Origin of the sequence: Peteryoungia rhizophila (genome assembly GCF_004912145.1) — a bacterium.
In the GTDB taxonomy this organism is placed as follows: domain Bacteria; phylum Pseudomonadota; class Alphaproteobacteria; order Rhizobiales; family Rhizobiaceae; genus Allorhizobium; species Allorhizobium rhizophilum.
Map to the genome: position 1 here is coordinate 807,744 of NZ_STGT01000001.1, position 21,017 is coordinate 828,760.

Here is a 21,017-nt window from a genome sequence, read left to right on the forward strand (position 1 = left end):
TGGTTCAATTGAAGCTGCAACGCTCGGTTAATCACCGGGTTTGGACGAATTTGCGGCAGGCGTCGAATTGTCCGACACTCCGTCACGCCCCTCGCCTTCTGCAATCACCTCCACCGACACCGGACGCGCGGCCGGCAGCCCAACACCATCTTCGGCTTCGCCGGCGCGGCGTGCGCGCGACTGTTGCTTGCGGCGAGCCAGATTTTCCCGCAGCTTCGCCGCCGCCCGCTCGCGCCGGCGCGCCTCAGCATCGGACAGCGTACGTTTTCCACGATCGGCGAGCGGCGTACCCTCGAGCACACCATCATCCGCTTCGCCCTTGTTTTCCGGGTCATTCGTCATCAGCGGGTGATATCCGATCGAAGAAAAATCGAAAAGTCCTTTCGGACCCCGTCACAAAACTTGGCCGCCCAAACGCTTTACGGCTTGCGCTGCCCGAAACTCTATGGCAATAGGCGCCTCGTTCCGGGCCGACCAAACGCGTCGCCCGCCAGATGCTGCTATAGCTCAGGGGTAGAGCACTCCCTTGGTAAGGGAGAGGCCGAGAGTTCAAATCTCTCTAGCAGCACCATTCCATCCCCTTGGATTTGCAGAACATATTGGATTTGCTTGAGGTCTGGCCGTCCCACTGGTACACAGCGGCGGTACACAATGAGCCTCGTAATGCCCTCACCTGTCCTCATCAGCAGACGCTTCTACCTTCGCGTCCGCGTTCCCAAAGACCTACTGAAAATCGCCCCCGGTCGAACCATTCACCTCCCTGTGGACGGCGTCTGGCGACCTGTGAAGGTAGGGAGCGCCGTCAAGCTGTCCTTGGAGACCAACGACGCAGCAGCAGCGAAGACGCGCTTTGGTGAGGCCTACGCCGCGCTTGGGCAAGCTTGGGAGGCAATGCGCTCGTTCCCGGCAGCACTCACCCACAAGCAGATGTTGGCGCTGGCTGGAGAAATCCGTGGCACCTTCGTATCTGCATTCGATGATGAGCCCGGAACTGCCAAGATGTGGGCGCACGTTCTGGTAAAGAACCAGCGGGCAACAGTCGGCCAGTCCAATCCGCTCAAGATCTCCACTCCCGAGACAATCGCGCAGGACATGGAAAGGCGGTTCGGGAGCTTCGTAGACATCAAGCTGGCTCAGAAGGGCCTCTCCATCTCGCCCGAGCAACGCCCCCAGTTGTTGCAACATGTAGCGCAAGCACTGGACGAAGCTGCGGTGGTCAATATGGCCAAGGCCGATGGGGACTACTCGAACGGCGGAGTAAGCACCAAGTACCCCGAATACGCTCCGGCTCCAAACCGCTCGCCCACAACTGCCGACCCAAAGCACGAAGCCGCTACCGCCGCCACCTTTACCTCTGTGATAGATGAGGAAGTCCGCAGACGGTCGGCGGGCAAAGATGGCATGCCAATGCGGGACGCGACCGTGAACAAGTTCCGGGGCGCCGCCGAAGGGTTCCGGATTTTTCGTGGCAGCGACGATGCGACCATGGTCACAGCGCGAGAAGCGCACGACTGGAAGCAGGCCATGCTTGACGAAGGAAGATTGTCGAACAACTCAATCAAACAGCGCTTGCAAAACCTCCGCACTGTTCTGGAATGGGCTCGTCAGCATAGCTTCGGTGAGCTGTACTCAACCGGAAATCCACTTGACGTTGTCAAACCTCCAGCGTTCAAGCCCGTCGCGAGTGATGCCATCACCTACACGATTGAAGAAGCGCAGACAGTATTGCTTGCTGCGAGGCGCCAAACAAGAGCCGAGACCCGCTGGCTCCCCTGGCTGTGTGCCTATTCTGGCGCGCGGATTAACGAAGTGGCGCAGTTGAGACCCAAGAACTTCTTTCAACTCGAAGATGACTGGTTCTTCCGCCTTACCACAACAGGGGGCAAAACTCTAAAGAACCGGACGAGCGAGCGTATTGTCCCGATCCACCCGGCGCTCGTTCAAGAGGGGCTGCTTGATTTCGTAGGCACCTACCCACCGCAGAGTGAGGTGCGGCTCTTCATACCCTCCTCGACCCAGACGGTTCAAAAATGGGTGCGGGAAAAGGTCGGGCTCACCCGTAAAGAACTCGCACCGAGCCACGGGTGGCGACACCTGTTCGAAGACCTATGCATGAATGGTGGGGTCAGTGACGCAGCTCGCAACTACATGACCGGGCGTGCCACGGGCAAATCCAGCGAAGGCTACGGCAAGAGCCAAGCCATGCTCCCCGGCCTCGCCGACCAGATGCGCAAGGTCCCGGCAATTCCATTGGAGAGTAAGCGCGATGCCTGAGGAGCCCCGTGACGGGCTCATGTGCGGCATCGGGTTTCAGCTCCGACCCAACCACTGGTCGGCGACCTGCCGCGTCCATGCGTCCGTTCGGGGGCTTCCCAGCCCGATGTCTCAACCTCTTCTCGAATGGATAACTCATGCGTTCTTCAATCACTGCCCTGAGCACTCAGGCTCTCTACAACCTCGCAATGGACATCTCAGACGGCTTCAAGCGGCGCTTCGCGTTCGTCGGCAATGGCCTCTTCGTCCATCCCCCTTTCGCAGGCCGCAGCCTCTGGATTGAATGGCGGGAGGTATCGGTCGGTCTCGGCATCGAACAAGACGAGACAGGCACAGTCCATCTGTTCGCCGGTCGGCTGCAGGGCACTCTTTCCACCGAGGGGACTCGCTGATGCTGCTCGCCATTCTTGCCGGGCTAGCTGCCTATATAATCACAAACGGTCTTGTGGGGGCTGTCCACGGCTTCCTGTGCGGGAGTAGTCAGTCCATGTCGGTGCTGCTCCGGTTCTCACCTCTCGCTTTCCCGATCAGACTAGCGTGCTGGGCCTTGGCGGCATGGGCTGGCTGGAGCGCGTTCGCCGCCGTGCACTGACCAATCGGACCGATTACCCCACCCCCAAAGAGCCATGCGGATTATCCCACCCCCTAGGAGAACAGCCAAGGGGGCGGGGTCGGCACCGGCCGAAACCCATATCGACGCCCTGCCTCAAGCCGAGGTGGGGCGTTTTCGCGTTCAAGCCCCACAAGGAATTCGATGCCTGAGATCAACAATACCGCCCCGACCTCCCCCTCATGTAACAGACGCTACGAGATCGCCACCGATGGCGCTTGCAGTGGCAATCCCGGCCCTGGTGGCTGGGGCGCGCGACTGCTCTCCTGGGACGGGAATGTTCTTCATCGGCAGCCTAAGGAGCTGTCGGGCTGGCAGGAGGCTGCCACCAACAACGAGATGGAGCTTTTCGCGGCGATACACGCGCTGCGCTTCCTCAAGAACCGGACCATTCCGGTCACCGTCAAATCGGATAGCCAGTACCTGATCAAGGGCATGACCGAATGGCGAGAGGGATGGCTGGCAAGAGGCTGGCGAACGGCATCGGGTCAGCCCGTGAAAAACCGGGAACTCTGGCTAGAGCTCTACGAACTCGTCGAGCACCGGGACGTCACCTGGACATGGGTCAAAGGGCACTCTGGCGACACAGATAACGAGCGAGCCGATGCCCTCGCGAAACGCGCTCTTGCCCGCTTTCTTCGCGGCGAACGGTAAGCCCCTCACGACAAACGACAGCGCTCTCTAGACGCAGGAAAGCCATCTGCATGCGACAACCGCAAGGAACACTGATGAGAATTGAAGCCATTCGAAAGAAGCTTGAGAAAGCGACTCCAGGGCGACCTATCGGCCCGTTCGAGATCGACCTCTCCGACATCCGCATAGACCCCACCATGCAAGTCAGGGACCGGCTCGACAAGCAGAACATGCACCGCATACGGTCAGCCTATCGTGCCGGGACTGAGTTGCCGCCCCTTGCGCTTGCTTTTGTGGAGGGAGATGAGACCTTCCCTATCGTGCTGGATGGCCACCACCGCTTCACCGTCCTGGAGGCCCTGGCAGCCGAGGCACGATTAAGGGGCAGTCCAGCGAGCATGACCGCGCAGGCCACGTTCGTTTCCCTTACGGAAGCGGAGGCACGCTTCCAGGCGGCCCTTGCGAACACCACCCACGGACTGCAGTTGAGGCCCAGGGAAAGCCGAAGGGTGTTTGCCGCCTATGTCAAAGCAGGCCGCCACAGGAAAGGGGACGAGTTCCGCTCTTACCGTGACATCGGCAAGGACATGGGCCGGGACCACAAGACCATTATCGCTTGGATGAAGGCGGACTTCCCCTCTGAAGCGGCAAGAATGATGGAGCCGGAGAAAGCCACAGAGGGTGGCGATGGACCGCCGCCACCGGTCGTGGTCGTCGCTCACGCTATGGACGCTTGGCTGCTTGCGGGACGGTGCCTGTTTGAACAAGGCGGAAGCCCGGACAGGAGCAGGTTCACTGAGGGGCTCGGGCGGCTACTGCGGTCGTTTAAGGCCGATCTAGCGCGAGAAGAGTGGGACGGCACCATTCCAGGTCTGGACCTTGAGACGTCGACCGAGCACCCCGAAGACGCCGACTTTTGATCCTTGAGGCTGGGGAATTTCCCCATACACAGTTCCCAGCCTCACCGCCTATTTTTTGGCGAAAATCTACGAGGCGGCAATCGATCATGCGGCTCGACGCAACGTCCCCCGTGCCCCAGGTGCCAAGGGGTTAGATCAAAGTGACCGCGTCTTCTGGAGGCCTGATCACCATGCGCGGAAAGTCAGGATGATCGTTCAGAACCCAGAGGCGTTGATCACTGGTTACGAACACCTGACGTCCAGCATGATCGTGAGCCCACAGAGCTTGCGCATCAAGTATCTGATTTCGCCAACGCGCATGCGCACTGCTGCCAAGGTCATCGACAGCTACTCCCTTCGCTCGTGCATAATCGGCCCACTCAAACGGAGACGACGGGAAGAGTGCACCGTAGATCAACGCCTCTCGTTCCAAACCCTCGGGTGAACCGTAAAGGGACTGCCCAAAAAAGGAGAGGTTCCAGCGTGCCATTGACGGAAGCAGTGGGATACCGCCGAAGCCTAGCGCGTTGCGTCTTTGATCGAACGTTTCGAAGTTCGAGAGGTACAAGCCACCCTGTTGGCGTTCCGAAGCGCTGGATGCAACGAGTGCAAGGTCGACGTTACCAACCGCCCAGGCCGAAAGCAGAGCTTGAACGCTCGGTGCCGCTGGGCGGCTTTCGTCAACGTCGATGATGCAATTGGTGTCGAGGGTGAACGAGGTCATGGAACACAAGATGGCACCGATCGTGTTCGCTGTCCATTTTGGGTATACCCTTGTCGGACAGCAGGGAGCGATCCAACAGTGTCCGATATGGGTTGACATTGGGGCTATCGGACACTATTCCGATTGCATCTTAGACCTTATCGGACGGATTGCTCATCATGAAAATCGGTTATGCCCGCGTCTCCACCACTGGCCAGAACGAAGCTGCTCAGGTGGACATCCTAAGCCGCCACGGGGCAGAGGAGCTGTTCATCGACAAAGCCAGCGGGACGAGCCGTGAGGGCCGCGACAAGCTTGCTGAGGCCATCCGCTTCGCGCGGAAAGGGGATACCCTGATGGTCACGCGACTTGACCGCTTGGCCCGCTCGGTGAGCGACCTTCATGCCATCACACAGGAGCTACAGGCAAAAGGCGTTGATCTTGTTGTGACAGAACAACACATCGACACCAGCACTCCCACAGGACGGCTCATGTTCACGATGCTCGGCGCAATAGCTGAGTTTGAAACCGATCTGAGGAAGGAACGGCAGCTTGAAGGTATCGCCAAGGCGAAGGAGGAGGGCCGCTACAAGGGCCGTCCCGTGACCGTGGATAGTGAAGCTATCCTCGCAGCGCTAGCTGCGGGAGAAAAGCCTATCGCCGTTGCGAAGCGGTTCAATGTGGCGCGCTCAACTGTTTACCGCGTAGTCGAGCAAACCCACAAATCGGCATAACCCTAGATAGTTCGGGCTACGCGTCATCCTTCTTGGTTGCGTCAGCGTTCGTTGGGGTGTCTATTCGTTTTCAGCTGGTGAGCACTGGGAGCGGGGAAGGAAATCAAGTGAGCGGCGATGAGAGCTTCACCATGGACGATGTTCTCGATGCCTCGAATATTGGACCAGAGCCTTCTGAGGAGTACATTCACGCGCTGAGCGTTCTGGACAACGTTGTGCGAGACTGCATGTACGTTTCAAAAAGAGCTGGAGGGCTTCCATCGCCTACCTCTGCGCACTTCTTTGCATCAGTGCTCTTCACCGCCCTAGTCACCCGAGGGGTAAGCTTGGTGAACTTGGCACCACACTCGCCTTGGGCGAGCAAGTTGATCGAGCACTGGGACTATTCCTCTTTGACCGGCATTGTCCGCACGATGGTCGAAATCCGGGTTGCATATTTCTACCTGTGTCGCGAGCAATGCACCGAGGATGAATGGTATTGCCGCTGGAACCTGTTTAACTTGCACGACTGTTGCAGTCGGATAAGGCTGTTTGAGGCATTAGGCGCTACGGAAGAGGTTGAGGGTTTCAGAGTCCAGGCAGACGAGTTGCGTGACAGACTTCGCGCGAACTCCTTTTTCACGAACTTGGACCCTAAGCGGCACAAGAAATTGCTTCATGGCCAGACCGCTTATCTCTTTCCCCTCGAAGAGATTGCGGAACGCGCAGGCATCGCGATTGGTTCTTTCCGTTGGCTATACGTGTTGTTCTCGGCCCATGTGCACAGCTTGCCGATGTCATTTTACCGAATGGGCGGCGACAATCCTGAACGTGGACGCGGTCTGCCTAGCCCTGTTGAAGAGGGTTACTCGACGCTCTGCCTCTCACTCGCGTCGGTTCTACTGACCGCTACGCGCGATGAATTCTCGGCTTTGTTCGACGATATGACAGAGGAGCCTGAATACCCGACCTTTGATGATGAAGCCGAAGCGGAGGTGACAGATGCCCTGGACATTGGCGGAAGCACAATCGTGCCGGTTAGCGACGACATGAAGTTTGAAATCCAGAGGCTTTCCGAAACAAGCTATCAGTTTCGCTATCTCCGGCTACCTGGTGAAGAGTTAGTTTTGGAACGGGTGGAAGATGAAGAAACGGGGACCTCCCTGAAATGGTTTGACCCATACTATTGGAGGTTTCTGCTCAATGGAAAGCCAGCAACGGAAAATGACTTGTCGGCTTTGGAGGATCGTCCATACATGATCAAAGTGGACCACGCCGACGCAACGATCAAATTCATAGGTTAGCGCCTCTGAAGTCGTGCTGGCTATCGAACATCTCAACCATTAGCATTGCCGAACGATTGAGATACTGGGAGGAAACGGTGCCTACGAAATCCCCATTTTCTTCCATCACGGCAGGAGGCGCATTTGCCGAACTAGATCAGGCAGCGCGTCGCCACCAGGACTTGATGAAAAGTGCCTTTAGCCCAGCAAGCGCGGTGTCTGAGGCGGCAAGAGGCATCACTCGTTTGAATGATGAACTTGCCCGTGCCCTTTCACCTACGCGCGAATTAATGTCGGCTTTCCAAGCGTCAACCGCAGGCTTGAAAGTTGGCGAACTGTTAGCGGCCAGTCATGGAATTGCTCAGTTCCAGGCAGAAATGAACAGCGCCATGACAGCACTCGCGACAGCGCTTGGAAATGAAAAACGCTTTGTGGTGCAGATTTCGGCGATCCAGGAATTCGAAGCGCTTGGCAGAACCGTCGCGGACTCGCTGCATCAAGTGGCGAGTGCCATCAACTTCGATGCTTTTGGAAACGGGAACTTGGGCATCAGCTCTCGCGTGCTGGCTCAAGCTATGGCAGCGCATGCTTTACATGATGAAGAAAATTTTGCAGCGCTTTCTGGTCAAGGCGGGTCCATTTTGCTGCAAGGCATCCAATGCATCGAGATGGAAAGCAGCTTCGAGCATACCGAGGAGGCGTTCCACCTTGCTTTGAAACGGCTGATCAGCGTCTTCGCAATTCGGCTGAGAGGTGCGCAATCCGTTTTCGAAGCCCAAGCATTGAATAACATCTTTGCGCTTCTTGCATTGATTTTAACTTACCACGTCTGGACGGACGGCAAGGCCGACCAACAACAGACCCTCGACGCTCTCAACTCGATCGCTGTACAACTTACTGAGCTCAACAGCACTGTCGAGGGGTTGCCCACTCATGGCGCGATAGCGGTTACATCGCGCGGGGTCGTCGTGCGGTCTGCTCCCCGTAGCTCTTCGAAGATGATTGATCGCCTTGGCCCGCGAGAGCCGGTTGAACTTCTCGAGATGCAGGACGGCTGGGCACACATCAAATTTTACGATGCCCTCTCAGACGCGTTTGTACATGGGTGGGTTTACCGAAATTTTCTGCGGATCGACGGCCCAAAGGCAGATGGAATGCAGGGAGTACGTGACTAACCCGACTTGACCCTGATGCACGCGACTGGTACACACCGCCCTCGAACCCGCCAGCGCTTCACCAGCGTTTCCAGCATGTTTCACGCTAGATGCTTGACTTCAAATCTCTCTAGCAGCACCATTCCATCCCCTTGGATTTTTTGTCTTTCCTTTCATCGCTCCAAAGCGCGCTTCCGGCCGCCGATTGGTGGCGACGACCGGGCTCTTGGTGTCGTTGGCGCGTCCGGCTTTGGCTAGTTCTTGGCGAGCGTTTCCGAGATGCGCTTGAAGAAGTCCAGGTTCTCGCGCTCGTAGCCGAGCGGGCTCGCGGGGGCTGCGAGCTTGACGATCACCACGTTGTTCGATCGATCGACATAGGTGAACTGATTGTATAGGCCGACGGCGGAATAGGCGTCCGAGCCGCTGATGGTCCACCACTGGTAGCCATAGCCATAACCCACCTCAGGATCGACCACGGCGGAATCGGCCGGGGCAATTGTAGAGGCTTCGACCCAGTCTCGCGGCACGACCTGCGTTTCCCCGACCTTGCCGTTTTCCAGCATCATCAGGCCAAAGCGGCCGTAGTCGCGAAGGGTGGCATTGAAGCCGGCACCGTAGAATTCGCGACCAACCGCGTCCGAACCGTCGAGCACATAGAAGGCCTGCGCTTCCATGCCAGCCGGCTTCCAGATCTTTTCGCTCATATAGTCCGCCCCCTTCATGCCGGTCGCTGCTTCCAGGATGCAGCCAAGAACGGACGTATCGAGGGTCGAGTAGTTGAAGGTGCTTCCCTGTTCGTTCAGCGGCTTTGCCTCGTTGCGCGCATAGTCGCACCAGCGATACTTGTAGCCGACCAGCGAGTTGTCGTGGACCTTGGTGAGCTGGGTCTCGCTGCCGAACTCGTAGATCTCCTTCCAGTCGATGCCGGAGCGCATGCGCAGGAGATTGAGGATCGTGACATCCGCATAGGCCGTGCCCTTCCAGTCAGGCAGGTAATCGACGACCTTGTCGTCGACGCTTTTGATCTTTCCTTCGGAGACCGCGATGCCGATCATCGTCGCCAGCATCGACTTGGCCATGGAAAAGGACATGAAGCGGGTCCGCTCACCGCTGGCATTACGGTAGATCTCCTTGACGATCTTTCCGTCCTTGATGACCAGCAGCGCGTTTGTCCCCGTGCTTTCAAGGAAGGCCTCCAGCCCCTGCTCCTTGCCTTCGAAGACGAAGCTGTCGCCGATGTCACGCTCCTCGCGCGGCAATTCTCTCTTGGCGTCACCCGCCGCCACTGGCCGCGTGGCGAAGAGCTGATACATGTGCTGGAATGTCAGGTAGTTCAGTTCCGGCATGAGCATGGCGGCCCGACCGTTGATCATCGTCGGCGTCTCCCAGCGCGACGGTTCAGCCGCAATGGCAGTGCTCGAGATTGACAGGGCGAGGCCGACGGAACAGGCTAGTTTCGATTTCATGAGAACTCCTCCTTTGTTCGCAAGACATACAAACTAGGTGAAGCGCATGGGGCACTCTATCCAGGTCCCTTCACGGGATACGCTCAATAATTGGGCAGGAGCTGCATGGTCCTATCGGAGCCAGGAGTTCGAAGACGTCACCGAACAGGCGGGCGCCGTCGGAGGATGGCAGATCGCCAGCAACCAGTTGGGGCGGGGCCGCTATGCGGCGGTGTCGGAAACGCTTTCGATCGGACAGGTCACCATCACGCGCGACCGCATCAATCTTCCGATCGGACAGGAGACGATCAGTCCCGGTGGGCGGGTGTCGCTGTTCTTCCCGCTTCGATCAGAGGGCGGTTGGCGCGTCGATGGCCGGTGCGAGACGGAGGCCGTCATCGCCATGCGGCAGGGGCTGACCCATCTGCTCGTTGCGCCCGGCAGCGGTAGCGAACTCCTGCATGTGGAAATGCCCGCCTCTTTGCTCGCTCTCGATACGAAAGAATCCGTCATCCAGTCGAGAAGGCTGCGGGCGGAGGATGAATTACTGCGCGACTGGCTACTTTGCCTCCTCGGCCAGGCGCGAACTGGTGGTGAGCTCGACGCATCAGCGGCGGCTGCGCTGGAGGAGGTTCTCCTGATGCGCCTTTCAAGCTGTGCCGGCGCTTTTTCACCCTCGCCCAGCCAGAGGATCAGCCGGTCTGCTGCGATCGACCTAGTGAGCCAACTCGAACGCGCGCTCCTTGAGGTGGACGATATCCCCGAGACCTTCGGCGCGCTCTGCGAACGCTGGCGCCTTGCACAAAGTGAAGTTGCGGCGGCAACGCTCGCCGCTTTCGGACAAGCCCCTGATCGGTGGTACCGGATGGCGCGGTTGAACGGCGTTCACCGTGATCTCAGGGCGAGGTCTCGCGGCCTGACCGTGACCCGGGCTGCCACGCGCTGGGGCTTCTTCCACCTCGGCCGCTTCTCCGGTGATTATGCCTCTTTCTTCGGCCGCCATCCGCGGGAAACGCTCAAGGCAAGCTGACGCCGAAATCGGCAGCGGCCTTGCGGACCACATCGGAGACTTCCGTCAACTGCTTGGCGATCGGGCTCGTCTTGCGCCAGATCATGCCTATCTTTCGTGATGGCTGCGGGTCCTCGAAGCGGGCGATGGACACATCGGCGGAGCGTGTTTCAACGGGCATGGCAATTTCAGGGATCAGCGTGACGCCGATACCTGCGCCGACCATCTGCACAAGTGTCGAGAGCGAGCTGCCATCGAGGATCTCGCGCGGACGCACCGAACCCATGTCGCAGAAGGATAGGGCCTGCTCGCGAAAACAATGCCCCTCCTCTAGCAGCAAGAGGCGCATCTCGCGCAGCATGTCGCGGCTTGGGACGGGCTTGTCAGCATCCGCCCTCGGGCGGACGAGCACGAAGTTCTCCTCAAACAGCGGCATCTCGGTGAGCGATGGCTCGGAGACCGGCAAGGCGACGATCGCGGTATCCAGGCGGCCTTCCGCCAGTTCCTGCAAGAGTTTCGGCGTTACGGTTTCGCGGACATGGATGTCGAGATCGGCATTCTCGCGGGTCAGCGCCGAGATCATTCCGGGCAGCAGATAGGGAGCGACCGTCGGGATGACACCGATGCGCAGGCGCCCGACCAGCTGCCGGCGGTGCGCCCGGGCAAGATCGCCCAGCTCATCCACCGAACGCAGGATCTCGCGCACCCGAACCAGAAACTCCTCCCCAAAGGCCGAGAGGCGCAGCTGGCGTGCGGCGCGCTCAAAGAGCTCCGCGCCGAGGGCCTCTTCAAGCTCCTTGATCTGCACAGACAAGGCAGGCTGGGATATCGAGCATGCTTCGGCCGCTCGCCCGAAATGACCATGCCGCGCCAGCGCATCGAAATAGCGCAGCTGCCGAAGGGTGAAATTGATCATAACCTAATCCTATGGAACTGATCATATTTTCCAACTTACATTAATCGTTCCGCTTTGCTAGAACAATTCCAGAAGTTGTCGGGGAGCCACCTGAATGGTGCGGTTCTCCAGCTTGTCTCGACAGGGAACAAGCGGACGACGGATCAGGCGGGACGGTCCAAAGTCCCGTCGCCAGTTCATCGGATTGTGATGCGGACGTGCTCTTCAAGAGAGTGTCAGCAATTCGATCCTGGAAAAGCGGTTTCTTCAAGGAGGTACACAATGGATACCCTGAGCAACAAAGGCACCGGCAAATGTCCGGTCATGCATGGTTCGAACACGGAAAGCGGCGCGACCGTCATGGCCTGGTGGCCGAATGCGCTGAACCTCGACATCCTGCACCAGCACGACACCAAGACCGACCCGATGGGCAAGGGTTTCGACTACCGTGAAGCCGTTAAGCAGCTCGACGCTGCAGCGCTGAAGGCCGACATGAAGGTCCTGCTGCGCGACAGCCAGGAATGGTGGCCGGCTGACTGGGGTCACTACGGCGGCCTGATGATCCGTCTTGCCTGGCACTCTGCCGGCTCCTACCGCCTGGCCGACGGCCGTGGCGGCGGCGGCACGGGCAATATCCGTTTTGCTCCGCTCAACTCCTGGCCTGATAATGCCAGCCTCGACAAGGCGCGCCGCCTGCTGTGGCCGCTGAAGAAGAAGTACGGCAACAAGATCTCCTGGGCCGACCTCATCCTCTTTGCTGGCACCGTTGCCTATGAAGACATGGGCCTGAAGACCTTCGGCTTCTCCTTCGGCCGCCCGGATATCTGGGGCCCGGAAAAGGACGTCTACTGGGGTGCAGAAAAGCAGTGGCTTGCCCCCTCCGACAGCCGCTACGAAGACGTGACCAAGCCTGATACGATGGAAAACCCGCTCGCCGCCGTGCAGATGGGTCTCATCTACGTGAACCCGGAAGGCGTGAACGGCAAGCCGGATCCGATGGCGACTGCCGCTCAGGTGCGCGAGACCTTCGCCCGTATGGCGATGAACGACGAAGAAACCGCAGCGCTGACCGCTGGTGGTCACACCGTCGGCAAGGCACACGGCAATGGCGACGCGCAGGCACTCGGTGTCGAGCCGGAAGCCGGCGACCTGGAAAACCAGGGCTTTGGCTGGATGAACCCGAACCAGAACGGCAAGGCGAGCCTGGCTGTCACCTCGGGCATCGAAGGCGCATGGACCGCCAACCCGACCGTCTTCGACATGGGCTATTTCGAACTGCTGTTCGGCTATGACTGGGAACTGACGCACAGCCCCGCTGGTGCACAGCAGTGGCAGCCGATCGGCATCAAGGAAGAACACATGCCGGTGGATGCGACCGACCCGTCGATCCGTCGCATGCCGATGATGACCGATGCGGACATGGCCATGAAGGTCGACCCGGCCTACCGCGCCATCTGCGAAAAGTTCATGGCGGATCCGGCCTACTTCCAGGACACGTTTGCCCGCGCCTGGTTCAAGCTGACCCACCGCGATCTCGGTCCGAAGGTTCGCTACATCGGTCCGGAAGCCCCGACCGAAGAGCTGATCTGGCAGGATCCGGTCCCGGCTGGCGCTGTCAACTACGACGTCGGCGCCGTCAAGGCGAAGATCGCCGCTTCCGGTCTGTCGATCGCCGAACTGGTCGCCACCGCCTGGGACAGCGCCCGCACCTATCGCCAGTCCGACATGCGTGGCGGTGCGAACGGTGCCCGCATTCGTCTGGCCCCGCAGCGCGACTGGGAAGGCAATGAGCCGGCCCGTCTCGGCAAGGTACTCTCAGTTTTCGAACTGATTGCCGAGGAGTTCGGCGCAAGCGTCGCTGACGTCATCGTTCTCGCCGGCAATGTCGGGGTTGAAATGGCTGCCAAGGCTGCCGGTTACGACGTGACCGTGCCGTTCGCCGCCGGTCGTGGTGACGCCACCGCCGAACAGACGGATGCAGCCAGCTTCGCCTCGCTCGAGCCGCTGGCCGATGGCTTCCGCAACTGGACCAAGAAGGACTATGTCGTCAGCCCCGAAGAGATGCTGCTCGACCGCGCACAGCTGATGGGTCTGACGGGTGCCGAAATGACCGTGCTTCTCGGTGGCCTGCGCGTGCTCGGCACCAACTACGGTGGTACCAAGCATGGCGTGTTCACCACCCGCGAAGGCCAATTGACGAACGACTTCTTCGTCAACCTGACCGACATGGGCTTCACCTGGAAGCCGACGGGCAAGAACTCCTACGACATCTGCGACCGCAAGACCGGTGAGAAGAAGTTCACCGCGACCCGCGCCGATCTGGTGTTCGGTTCGAACTCGGTTCTTCGCGCCTATGCAGAAGTCTACGCCCAGGACGACAACCAGGAGAAGTTCGTGCACGACTTCGTCGCAGCCTGGACCAAGGTGATGAACGCCGACCGCTTCGATCTCGAAGCCTAAGCCTTGCGACGCTAGGGCTCGCACACCGAGCCTCGCGACCGTCAGAGCAAGCCGGAGATGCCGCCGCATCTCCGGCTTTTTTCGTCTTCGTCAGCGTAAAAAATGCGGGTGTGCCGGAGCAAAATGAGGACGATCGCCGTACAGCACCGCTGAGCCAGATCGCGCCGTGCGTAGCGGCAACTGCCAAGCTTACCCGCATCCATGGGAGGCTGCTTTGGACAGCGCTATTCGCCTGACAAAACGCCGCCCCGGCAAGCCGGGGCGGCGTCTCTCTCTGGCGCAACGAACCATGTATTCAGAAACCGCTGGCGAGCCTGCGGCGGAGATCCTTGATGTTGGGCATGGCGATTTCATCGAGGCGGCGCTCCCATGAAAGGGCCGTATCCACGATGACGCCGAGGTCATCATATCGTGGCACCCAGCCGAGAACCTGTTTGGCCAGCGTCGAGTCGGCCACCACGAGGGATGCATCCCCCGGACGGCGCGGGGCATAGTCGACCTTAAAATCGACATTGGTCGCGCGGCGTACAGCCTCGACAATGTCGAGGACCGAGTATCCCTTGCCGTAACCGCAATTCGCAACCAGCGGGCCGCCACCCTTTCTGAGATAGCGAAGTGCCTGTAGATGGGCATCGACGAGATCGTTGATGTGGATGTAATCCCGAACACCGGTGCCATCAGGCGTATCGTAGTCCGTGCCATAGACCGACATGGAGGATCGCTTGCCGAGAGCGGCCTCGCAGGCGACCTTGAGGAGATGCGTAGCACCGGCTGCCGAATTTCCGGCGCGGCCCTTCACATCTGCGCCGGCCACGTTGAAATAGCGGAGCGCGACATAGCAGAGACCATGGGCGCGCGCCGTGTCACGCAGCATCATCTCGCTCATCAGCTTCGACTGCCCATAAGGTGATTCCGGTCTGAGCAGGGCATCCTCACGCACGGGCAGCGGCTTGTCCGGCAATCCGTAGACTGCAGCCGTCGAGGAAAAGATGACCTTGTCGATACCGGCCTTCACGGCGGCGGACAGGAGACGTCGGGTGTTTTCGGTGTTGTTCTCGTAGTAGGTCAGCGGATCAGCGATCGATTCCGGCACCACGATCGAACCGGCAAAATGGATGATCGCTTCGATCTCGTTTTCGGCGAAAATCTGCTTGAGGACAGTCGGCTTGGCGATGTCCCCCAGATAGAAACGCGCGCCGGGCGCCACGGCCCAGCGAAAACCGGTGGACAGCCGATCAACGACGACGACATCCTCGCCAGCGTCGAGGAGAGCCCAGACCATGTGGCTGCCGATGAAGCCGGCGCCACCCGTCACCAAGATCGCCATAACTTTTCTTCCCGTTGTTCTTGTTACGGGGAGGAAAGCACGAGCTTCTTACGGAGTGCTTATACGCACGATACAAGCTACTGAAATGGCTCGCCTAATTGGTTTCATTGTTAAACGAGCGTGTGCCTTTTCATTCAAATTTTAGAGACCCGCCGCGCGCTTTGTCCGAGGGGATCAAAGCGCCTTGACGTAGCTGCTGAGCCGCTCTGCGGCGTCGGCAATGTGGGCGGGATTGCGCAGGAAGCAGGCGCGAAGGAATGGTAGTCCTCCCTCGCCGAACGCCGTTCCCGGCGCCAGGCCGACACCGGTCTTGTCGACGATGTCGAGTGCTGCCTGTCGGCTGTCGGTGATGCCGTCGATCTTCAGGAAAGCGTAGAGCGCGCCTTCCGGCTTCAGTGTCTCGACCCTGTTGGTGGCAATCAGGGCATCGCAGAGAATGTCGCGCGAGGCGGTCGCCCGCGCGATGTTTTCGCGGACGAAATCATCCCCCTGGTCGAGAGCGACGACCGCACCGCGCTGCATGAACTGGGCAACGCCAGAGGTCGAATACTGGATGAGATTTTCGAGGACCTGGCCGAGCTCCGGCGGGGCGACGATCCAGCCGACGCGCCAGCCGGTCATGGACCAGTTCTTTGAGAAGGAATTGGCAAACACCACCTTGTCGCCCTCCTCCATGACGTCAAGGAAGGAAGGCGCACGCTCGGAGGCGCCATAATAATAGAGTGCGTAAATTTCGTCGGCGAGAATCCAGACGCCATGGCGTCGGGCGATCTCGAGGATCGCTATCAGGTCTTCGCGGCTCGCTGTCCAGCCTGTCGGATTGGACGGCGTATTGATGAAGAGTGCCTTGGTCTTTGGCGTGATCGCCTTCTCCAGCCGATCCAGATCAAGGACCCAGCGACCATCGGTGAAGGACAGCGGTACGCAGACCGACTTCGCGCCGGCAAGGTCTATTGCGGAGACGATGTTTGGCCAGCAGGGCGAGAGATAGATCATCTCGTCACCCGGCGAGGTCAGAGCCTGTACGGCGAGCGCGATCGCCTGCATGCCAGAGGCCGTTACGTAGAAATGCTCGACTGGTAGATGGACTGCGAAGTGGCGCTGATAATAACGCGAGAGCGCCTGCCGGAGTTCGGGAATGCCGCGCTGCCATGTGTAGAAGGTCTCTCCTCCGAGCAAGGCTTCGCTCGCGGAGCGATTGATGAAGTCGGGGGTCGGCAGATCGCCCTCGCCCGCCCAGAGTGGAAGAAGGCCGTCGCGACCCCGCGCATAGTTTATGATCTCGACGATACCGCTTTCCGGTGCGGCGAGTGCGCGGGGGCTGAGGCTGTCCAGCAAGGTCATCGGATCTTCGCTCCTTCGATCAGTGGGCCTTGTCTAGCCGATCGATGGACAAAAATCCCATGATATTCCTTGAGGGCAGGATCGATCCTGTTGATGGGTTCCCCGTCCGCAAAACAGGCGGGGAACGAAGTTTCAGCGGGTCTTGAGGAGGTCGCGGATCTCGGTGAGGAGCTGGATGTCGGCCGGCGGCGGAGCGGCTTCCTCGGCCTTCTGCTCTTCCTTCTCCATCGACTTGCGCAAGGTGTTTACGCCCTTGACCATGAGGAAGATGATCCAGGCAAGGATCAGAAAGTTGATGGCGACCGTGATGAAGTTGCCATAGGCGAAGACCGCGCCCTGCTCGCGGGCCGCAGCGAGCGAGTTCGCCGTGACATTGCTGCTCAGCGGCAGGAAGTAGTTGGAGAAGTCGAAGCCACCGAAGACGACCCCGACAATCGGCATCACGATGTCCTGTACCAGCGAGTTGACGATCAGGCCGAAGGCCCCGCCGATGATCACGCCGACCGCCAAGTCCATGACGTTGCCGCGCGCGATGAATGTCTTGAATTCCTGTAGCATTATCCCCTGCTCCTTCATGGTCCGGACCCGGCCGGGCGACGGTCGCCCGCGTTATGGTTAATCAATCTTCACGCTTTCGAAAATGGTAAATCGGCACAACGCGTTCTCCAGCTTCGACTAAGGTCAATGGCGCGAGTGATTTCAAAAGGCCGAGACTTGCCCTAAGGTTCCGACGGAGGATGTCGAGGAGGAGAAGGTGTTCCCAGGCTGGATCATCGTAGCGTCGGCACTAGGCTACCTGCTTTTCCTGTTTGCAGTCGCCAGCTATGGCGACCGCAAGACCCGTGTGCACGGCGTTCCCGCCGGTGGACGGCCTGTGGTCTATGCCCTCAGCCTCGCGGTCTACTGCACGTCCTGGACCTATTTCGGCGGGGTCGGGCTGGGCGCGCAGCACGGCCTTGAATTCATGGCGATCTATATCGGGCCGATTCTGATGTACACGCTCGGCATGCCGATCCTCAGGCGGATCGTCGAGCTCGCCAAGACCGAAAAAATCACCTCCGGGGCCGACTTCGTCGCGGCGCGCTACGGCAAGAACCCGATCGTCGGCATGCTCGTGACGGTAATTTATCTGGTCGGCATCATTCCCTATATCGCGCTCCAGCTGAAAGCGGTGTCGAGCTCTGTCGCGGCCGTTATGGACCCGACGGCCTATGGGATCGGCACAGGCAATCTCTATTTCATCGATCTGCCGCTGATCGTCGCCTTCATGCTCGCCTGTTTCGCCGTGATCTTCGGAACGCGCCACACCGATGCCACCGAACACCAGGACGGCCTGATACTCGCCATCGCCATGGAGTCCGTGGTCAAGCTGGTTGCTTTCTGGACCGTCGGCATCTTCGTCATCTGGACGATGTTCGACGGACCTGCCGATCTCTGGCAGAAGGCAACCGAGAGCCCGGCCGTCATGGCGGCGCTAACCCATGAGACACCGGCCAGCCGCTGGATCCTCCTGATCGCGCTCTCGGCGTTTGCCATCATCATGCTGCCGCGGCAGTTCCACGTCACCGTGGTGGAAAACCGGACGCCTCGCGAATTGAAGCTCGCCGGCATCCTGATGCCGATCTATCTGATCGCCATCAACATCTTCGTGCTGCCGGCCGCCATCGCCGGAATTCTTGTGTTTGGCGGGACCGGCGACGCCGACCTCTACGTGCTCACGCTGCCATTACAGGCCGAATCGGGGTTCGTTTCGCTGCTCACCTTCATCGGTGGTTTCTCGGCAGCCACGGCCATGGTCATCGTGGCTTCAGTCGCGCTTGCTATCATGGTCTCGAACGACATGGTCCTGCCGATCTTCCTGCGGCAGAAGCTCCTGGGCCGACCGAGCCAGCGGGAGGATTTCGCCAAAACGTTGCTGCATATCCGTCGCACGGCGATCTTCGGCGTCCTGCTGCTCGGCTACGTCTATTTCCGCTCAGCCGACAACACGACCGGGCTCGCCAAGATCGGCCTTCTGTCTTTCACTGCAATCGCCCAGATCGCGCCGGTCATGTTCGGTGGGCTGATCTGGCGGCGGGCCAATGCGCGGGGTGCCATTGCGGGCCTGACGACCGGTTTCCTCGTCTGGGCCTACCTGCTGTTCCTGCCCAGTCTCGGTACCGAGGACCATTCGTGGATCGCGTCCACCGTCCTCGGCTTCCTTCTGCCCGGGCTCTCGATGTTCGAGCCGCAATATGCGGATCCCCTGGTCAACGCGACGATCTTCAGCCTGTTGATCAACACGCTCGCCTTCATCATCGGCTCGCTCAGCCGCAATCCCCGTCCCGTGGAACGCATCCAGTCGGCGATCTTCATCAAGCGGCAGCCGCGCTCGAACTTCGTCACGCGCGGTTGGAAGACCAGTGTCGCAGTCGGCGATCTCAAGGCAGCTATCGCACGTTACCTCGGAAACGAACGCATGGAGCGCTCCTTCCGGTCCTACGAGCAGACGGTGGGCCGCAAGCTGGCGGATGACAGTCCCGCGGACATGGCATTCATCCACTTCTCCGAACAGCTGCTCGGCAGCGCCATTGGCTCATCGTCGGCGCGCCTCGTGCTGTCGCTCATCCTGCAAAAGGCGGAGGATCCTTCCGCCGATACCGTCTGGCTGCTCGACCAGGCCTCGGAAGCTCTGCAGTACAATCAGGACATGATGCAGACGGCACTCGCCCAGATGGAGCAGGGCATCGCGGTCTTCGATGCGTCCGATCGCCTGACGATCTGGAACCGGAGGTTCCGCACGCTGCTGGATCTCCCGGAACATGTCGGCCAGGTCGGATTTCCGCTGCTCGACATGATCGCCATGCTGGCACAACGGGGTGACGTACCATCCGGTGACATGCAAGCCATGATCCGCAGCTTCCACCAGTTCGACAGTCCATTCCAGATGGTGCTGGGCGGTGGCAAGCGGATCATCGAGGTCCGCTGCAACCTGATGCCGGACAAGGGTCTGGTTGCGACCTTCAGCGATATCACCGCCCGCGTGGAGGCCGACCAAGCGCTGAAGCAGGCGAACGAGACGCTGGAGCAGCGCGTCAGCGAACGTACGGCCGAACTCACGCGCGTGAACCACGCGCTGGCCGAGGCGCGGGCGGCAGCCGACGAGGCCAATATCGGCAAGACCCGCTTCTTCGCCGCGGCAGGCCACGACATCCTCCAGCCGCTCAATGCTGCCCGGCTCTACTCCTCCTCGCTTGTGGAGCGTCTGGGCGTTTCCGAAAACAGCGCGCTGGTCGAGAATATCGACTCGGCCCTGGAATCGGTCGAGAGCATTCTCGGCGCCGTGCTCGACATTTCGCGCCTCGATACGGGCGCCATGAAGCCGCGTTTCTCCAGCGTGCCCCTGAGTAGCCTGTTGCAGCGTATCGAAACCGATTTTGCGCCGATCGCACGGGAGAAGAACCTGAAGCTCGTCATCATGCCGACGACGCTATCGGTGCGCTCCGACCCGACGCTGCTCCGCCGCCTGGTGCAGAACCTCGTCTCCAACGCGATCAAGTATACGCCGTCTGGTCGCGTCGTCGTCGGCGCCCGGCGCCAGGCCGACAAGGTGGTGATCCAGGTGACCGATTCCGGCATCGGTATCCCAGCCTCCAAATTTCGCACCGTGTTCAAGGAATTTGCCCGTCTCGAGGAGGGCATGCGCACGGCCTCCGGTCTCGGGCTCGGCCTTTCGATCGTCGACCGCATTGCGAAAGTTCTGCAGCATCCGGTCGAACTCTCGTCCCAGCCCGGCAAGGGCACGACCTTCAAGGTCGTGATGCCGCTCGACATCGCCAAGCCGGCCGCGAAGGGCGTGGTGCCGCTCGATGGAGGCAGCCGTACGACGCCCTCCCTCCAAGGCTTCAGGGTGCTGTGCATCGACAACGAGCCGAAGATCCTCGAAGGCATGCACCTCCTGATTTCCGGATGGGGCTGCAGCGTCGAATGCGCGGGCTCGATCGGCGAGATGGACGACATGCTGAAGGCCGGCCAGGCGCCGGATCTCGTCATCGCCGATTATCACCTCGACGACGGAAGCGGCATCGGCGCGATCCTCAGACTTCGGGCACTGACAAAGACCGACGTGCCGGCCCTGCTCGTCACCGCCGATCGTTCGGCCGAGGTACGGGCCGAGGCCGAACGCCACTCGATCACGCTGCAGCACAAACCTGTCAGGCCGGCGGCTCTCAGAGCCTTCATCACCCAGATCTCGTCGCAGCGCAGGGCTGCTGCAGAGTGAAGCCGCA

General features: G+C 60.0%; 17 protein-coding genes and 1 tRNA gene. 11 read left to right on the plus strand and 7 right to left on the minus strand.

The features are described 5' to 3' along the window. Positions 1–27: 27 nt before the first annotated feature. Positions 28–342: a hypothetical protein gene (locus tag E9677_RS03755; RefSeq protein ID WP_136556730.1), complete on the minus strand. Its 315-nt coding sequence runs from the start codon at positions 340–342 to the stop codon at positions 28–30. A 154-nt stretch (positions 343–496) separates the two neighbouring features. On the opposite strand from E9677_RS03755, the gene E9677_RS03760 reads away from it, so the two are divergent. The 5 genes from E9677_RS03760 (at position 497) to E9677_RS03780 (ending at position 4,437) form a co-directional block, all read left to right on the plus strand. Then, positions 497–571: transfer RNA gene (locus tag E9677_RS03760), tRNA-Thr, on the plus strand. Between the two features lie 80 nt (positions 572–651). Further along, positions 652–2,274, plus strand: coding sequence for a DUF6538 domain-containing protein (locus E9677_RS03765; RefSeq protein ID WP_136556731.1), 1,623 nt, complete (start codon positions 652–654; stop codon positions 2,272–2,274). 137 nt (positions 2,275–2,411) lie between these two features. Continuing rightward, positions 2,412–2,666 carry a hypothetical protein gene (locus E9677_RS03770; protein WP_136556732.1) on the plus strand — a complete coding sequence of 85 codons (255 nt, stop codon included), beginning with the start codon at positions 2,412–2,414 and terminating at the stop codon, positions 2,664–2,666. Positions 2,667–3,028: 362 nt separating this feature from the next. Further along, positions 3,029–3,538 carry a ribonuclease HI gene (gene rnhA / locus E9677_RS03775; protein ID WP_168801110.1) on the plus strand — a complete coding sequence of 170 codons (510 nt, stop codon included), beginning with the start codon at positions 3,029–3,031 and terminating at the stop codon, positions 3,536–3,538. Positions 3,539–3,612: 74 nt separating this feature from the next. After that, positions 3,613–4,437, plus strand: a complete 825-nt coding sequence (locus E9677_RS03780) for a hypothetical protein (RefSeq protein ID WP_136556733.1) — start codon at positions 3,613–3,615, stop codon at positions 4,435–4,437. 130 nt (positions 4,438–4,567) lie between these two features. Here the strand turns inward: E9677_RS03780 and E9677_RS03785 are convergent, their stop codons facing one another. Next, the gene (locus E9677_RS03785) at positions 4,568–5,140 is read right to left on the minus strand and encodes a hypothetical protein (protein ID WP_136556734.1); all 573 of its coding nucleotides are present in this window, start codon (positions 5,138–5,140) and stop codon (positions 4,568–4,570) included. Positions 5,141–5,298: 158 nt separating this feature from the next. Between E9677_RS03785 and E9677_RS03790 the strand changes: the two genes are divergently transcribed. The 3 genes from E9677_RS03790 (at position 5,299) to E9677_RS03800 (ending at position 8,290) form a co-directional block, all read left to right on the plus strand. Continuing rightward, positions 5,299–5,853 carry a recombinase family protein gene (locus tag E9677_RS03790; RefSeq protein WP_328591121.1) on the plus strand — a complete coding sequence of 185 codons (555 nt, stop codon included), beginning with the start codon at positions 5,299–5,301 and terminating at the stop codon, positions 5,851–5,853. A 107-nt stretch (positions 5,854–5,960) separates the two neighbouring features. Further along, the gene (locus E9677_RS03795; protein ID WP_205910097.1) at positions 5,961–7,136 is read left to right on the plus strand and encodes a DUF5677 domain-containing protein; all 1,176 of its coding nucleotides are present in this window, start codon (positions 5,961–5,963) and stop codon (positions 7,134–7,136) included. A 77-nt stretch (positions 7,137–7,213) separates the two neighbouring features. Further along, a complete protein-coding gene (locus tag E9677_RS03800; RefSeq protein ID WP_136556735.1) occupies positions 7,214–8,290 on the plus strand; it encodes an SH3 domain-containing protein in 1,077 nt (358 codons plus the stop codon). A 233-nt stretch (positions 8,291–8,523) separates the two neighbouring features. Here the strand turns inward: E9677_RS03800 and E9677_RS03805 are convergent, their stop codons facing one another. Beyond that, a complete protein-coding gene (locus E9677_RS03805; RefSeq protein WP_136556736.1) occupies positions 8,524–9,735 on the minus strand; it encodes a serine hydrolase domain-containing protein in 1,212 nt (403 codons plus the stop codon). A gap of 46 nt (positions 9,736–9,781) precedes the next feature. Between E9677_RS03805 and E9677_RS03810 the strand changes: the two genes are divergently transcribed. Continuing rightward, positions 9,782–10,744 carry a helix-turn-helix domain-containing protein gene (locus E9677_RS03810; RefSeq protein ID WP_136556737.1) on the plus strand — a complete coding sequence of 321 codons (963 nt, stop codon included), beginning with the start codon at positions 9,782–9,784 and terminating at the stop codon, positions 10,742–10,744. Here the strand turns inward: E9677_RS03810 and E9677_RS03815 are convergent. Further along, entirely contained in the window at positions 10,731–11,639 is a 909-nt protein-coding gene (locus E9677_RS03815; protein WP_136556738.1) for a hydrogen peroxide-inducible genes activator, read from the minus strand. The two genes, E9677_RS03810 and E9677_RS03815, sit on opposite strands and share 14 nt — an antisense overlap. 261 nt (positions 11,640–11,900) lie before the next feature. Between E9677_RS03815 and katG the strand changes: the two genes are divergently transcribed. Continuing rightward, complete coding sequence (gene katG / locus E9677_RS03820; RefSeq protein WP_136556739.1) at positions 11,901–14,078, plus strand: catalase/peroxidase HPI; 2,178 nt, start codon at positions 11,901–11,903, stop codon at positions 14,076–14,078. Positions 14,079–14,373: 295 nt separating this feature from the next. Here katG and galE read toward each other — a convergent pair whose 3' ends face one another. The 3 genes from galE to mscL form a co-directional block, all read right to left on the minus strand. After that, positions 14,374–15,405: a UDP-glucose 4-epimerase GalE gene (galE, locus tag E9677_RS03825; protein WP_136556740.1), complete on the minus strand. Its 1,032-nt coding sequence runs from the start codon at positions 15,403–15,405 to the stop codon at positions 14,374–14,376. Positions 15,406–15,579: 174 nt separating this feature from the next. Beyond that, complete coding sequence (locus E9677_RS03830) at positions 15,580–16,749, minus strand: pyridoxal phosphate-dependent aminotransferase (RefSeq protein ID WP_136556741.1); 1,170 nt, start codon at positions 16,747–16,749, stop codon at positions 15,580–15,582. 132 nt (positions 16,750–16,881) lie between these two features. Then, positions 16,882–17,307: a large conductance mechanosensitive channel protein MscL gene (mscL, locus tag E9677_RS03835; protein ID WP_136556742.1), complete on the minus strand. Its 426-nt coding sequence runs from the start codon at positions 17,305–17,307 to the stop codon at positions 16,882–16,884. 196 nt (positions 17,308–17,503) lie between these two features. Here mscL and E9677_RS03840 point away from each other — a divergent pair, with 196 nt between their 5' ends. Further along, positions 17,504–21,010, plus strand: a complete 3,507-nt coding sequence (locus E9677_RS03840) for a hybrid sensor histidine kinase/response regulator (RefSeq protein ID WP_136556743.1) — start codon at positions 17,504–17,506, stop codon at positions 21,008–21,010. Positions 21,011–21,017: the final 7 nt, after the last annotated feature.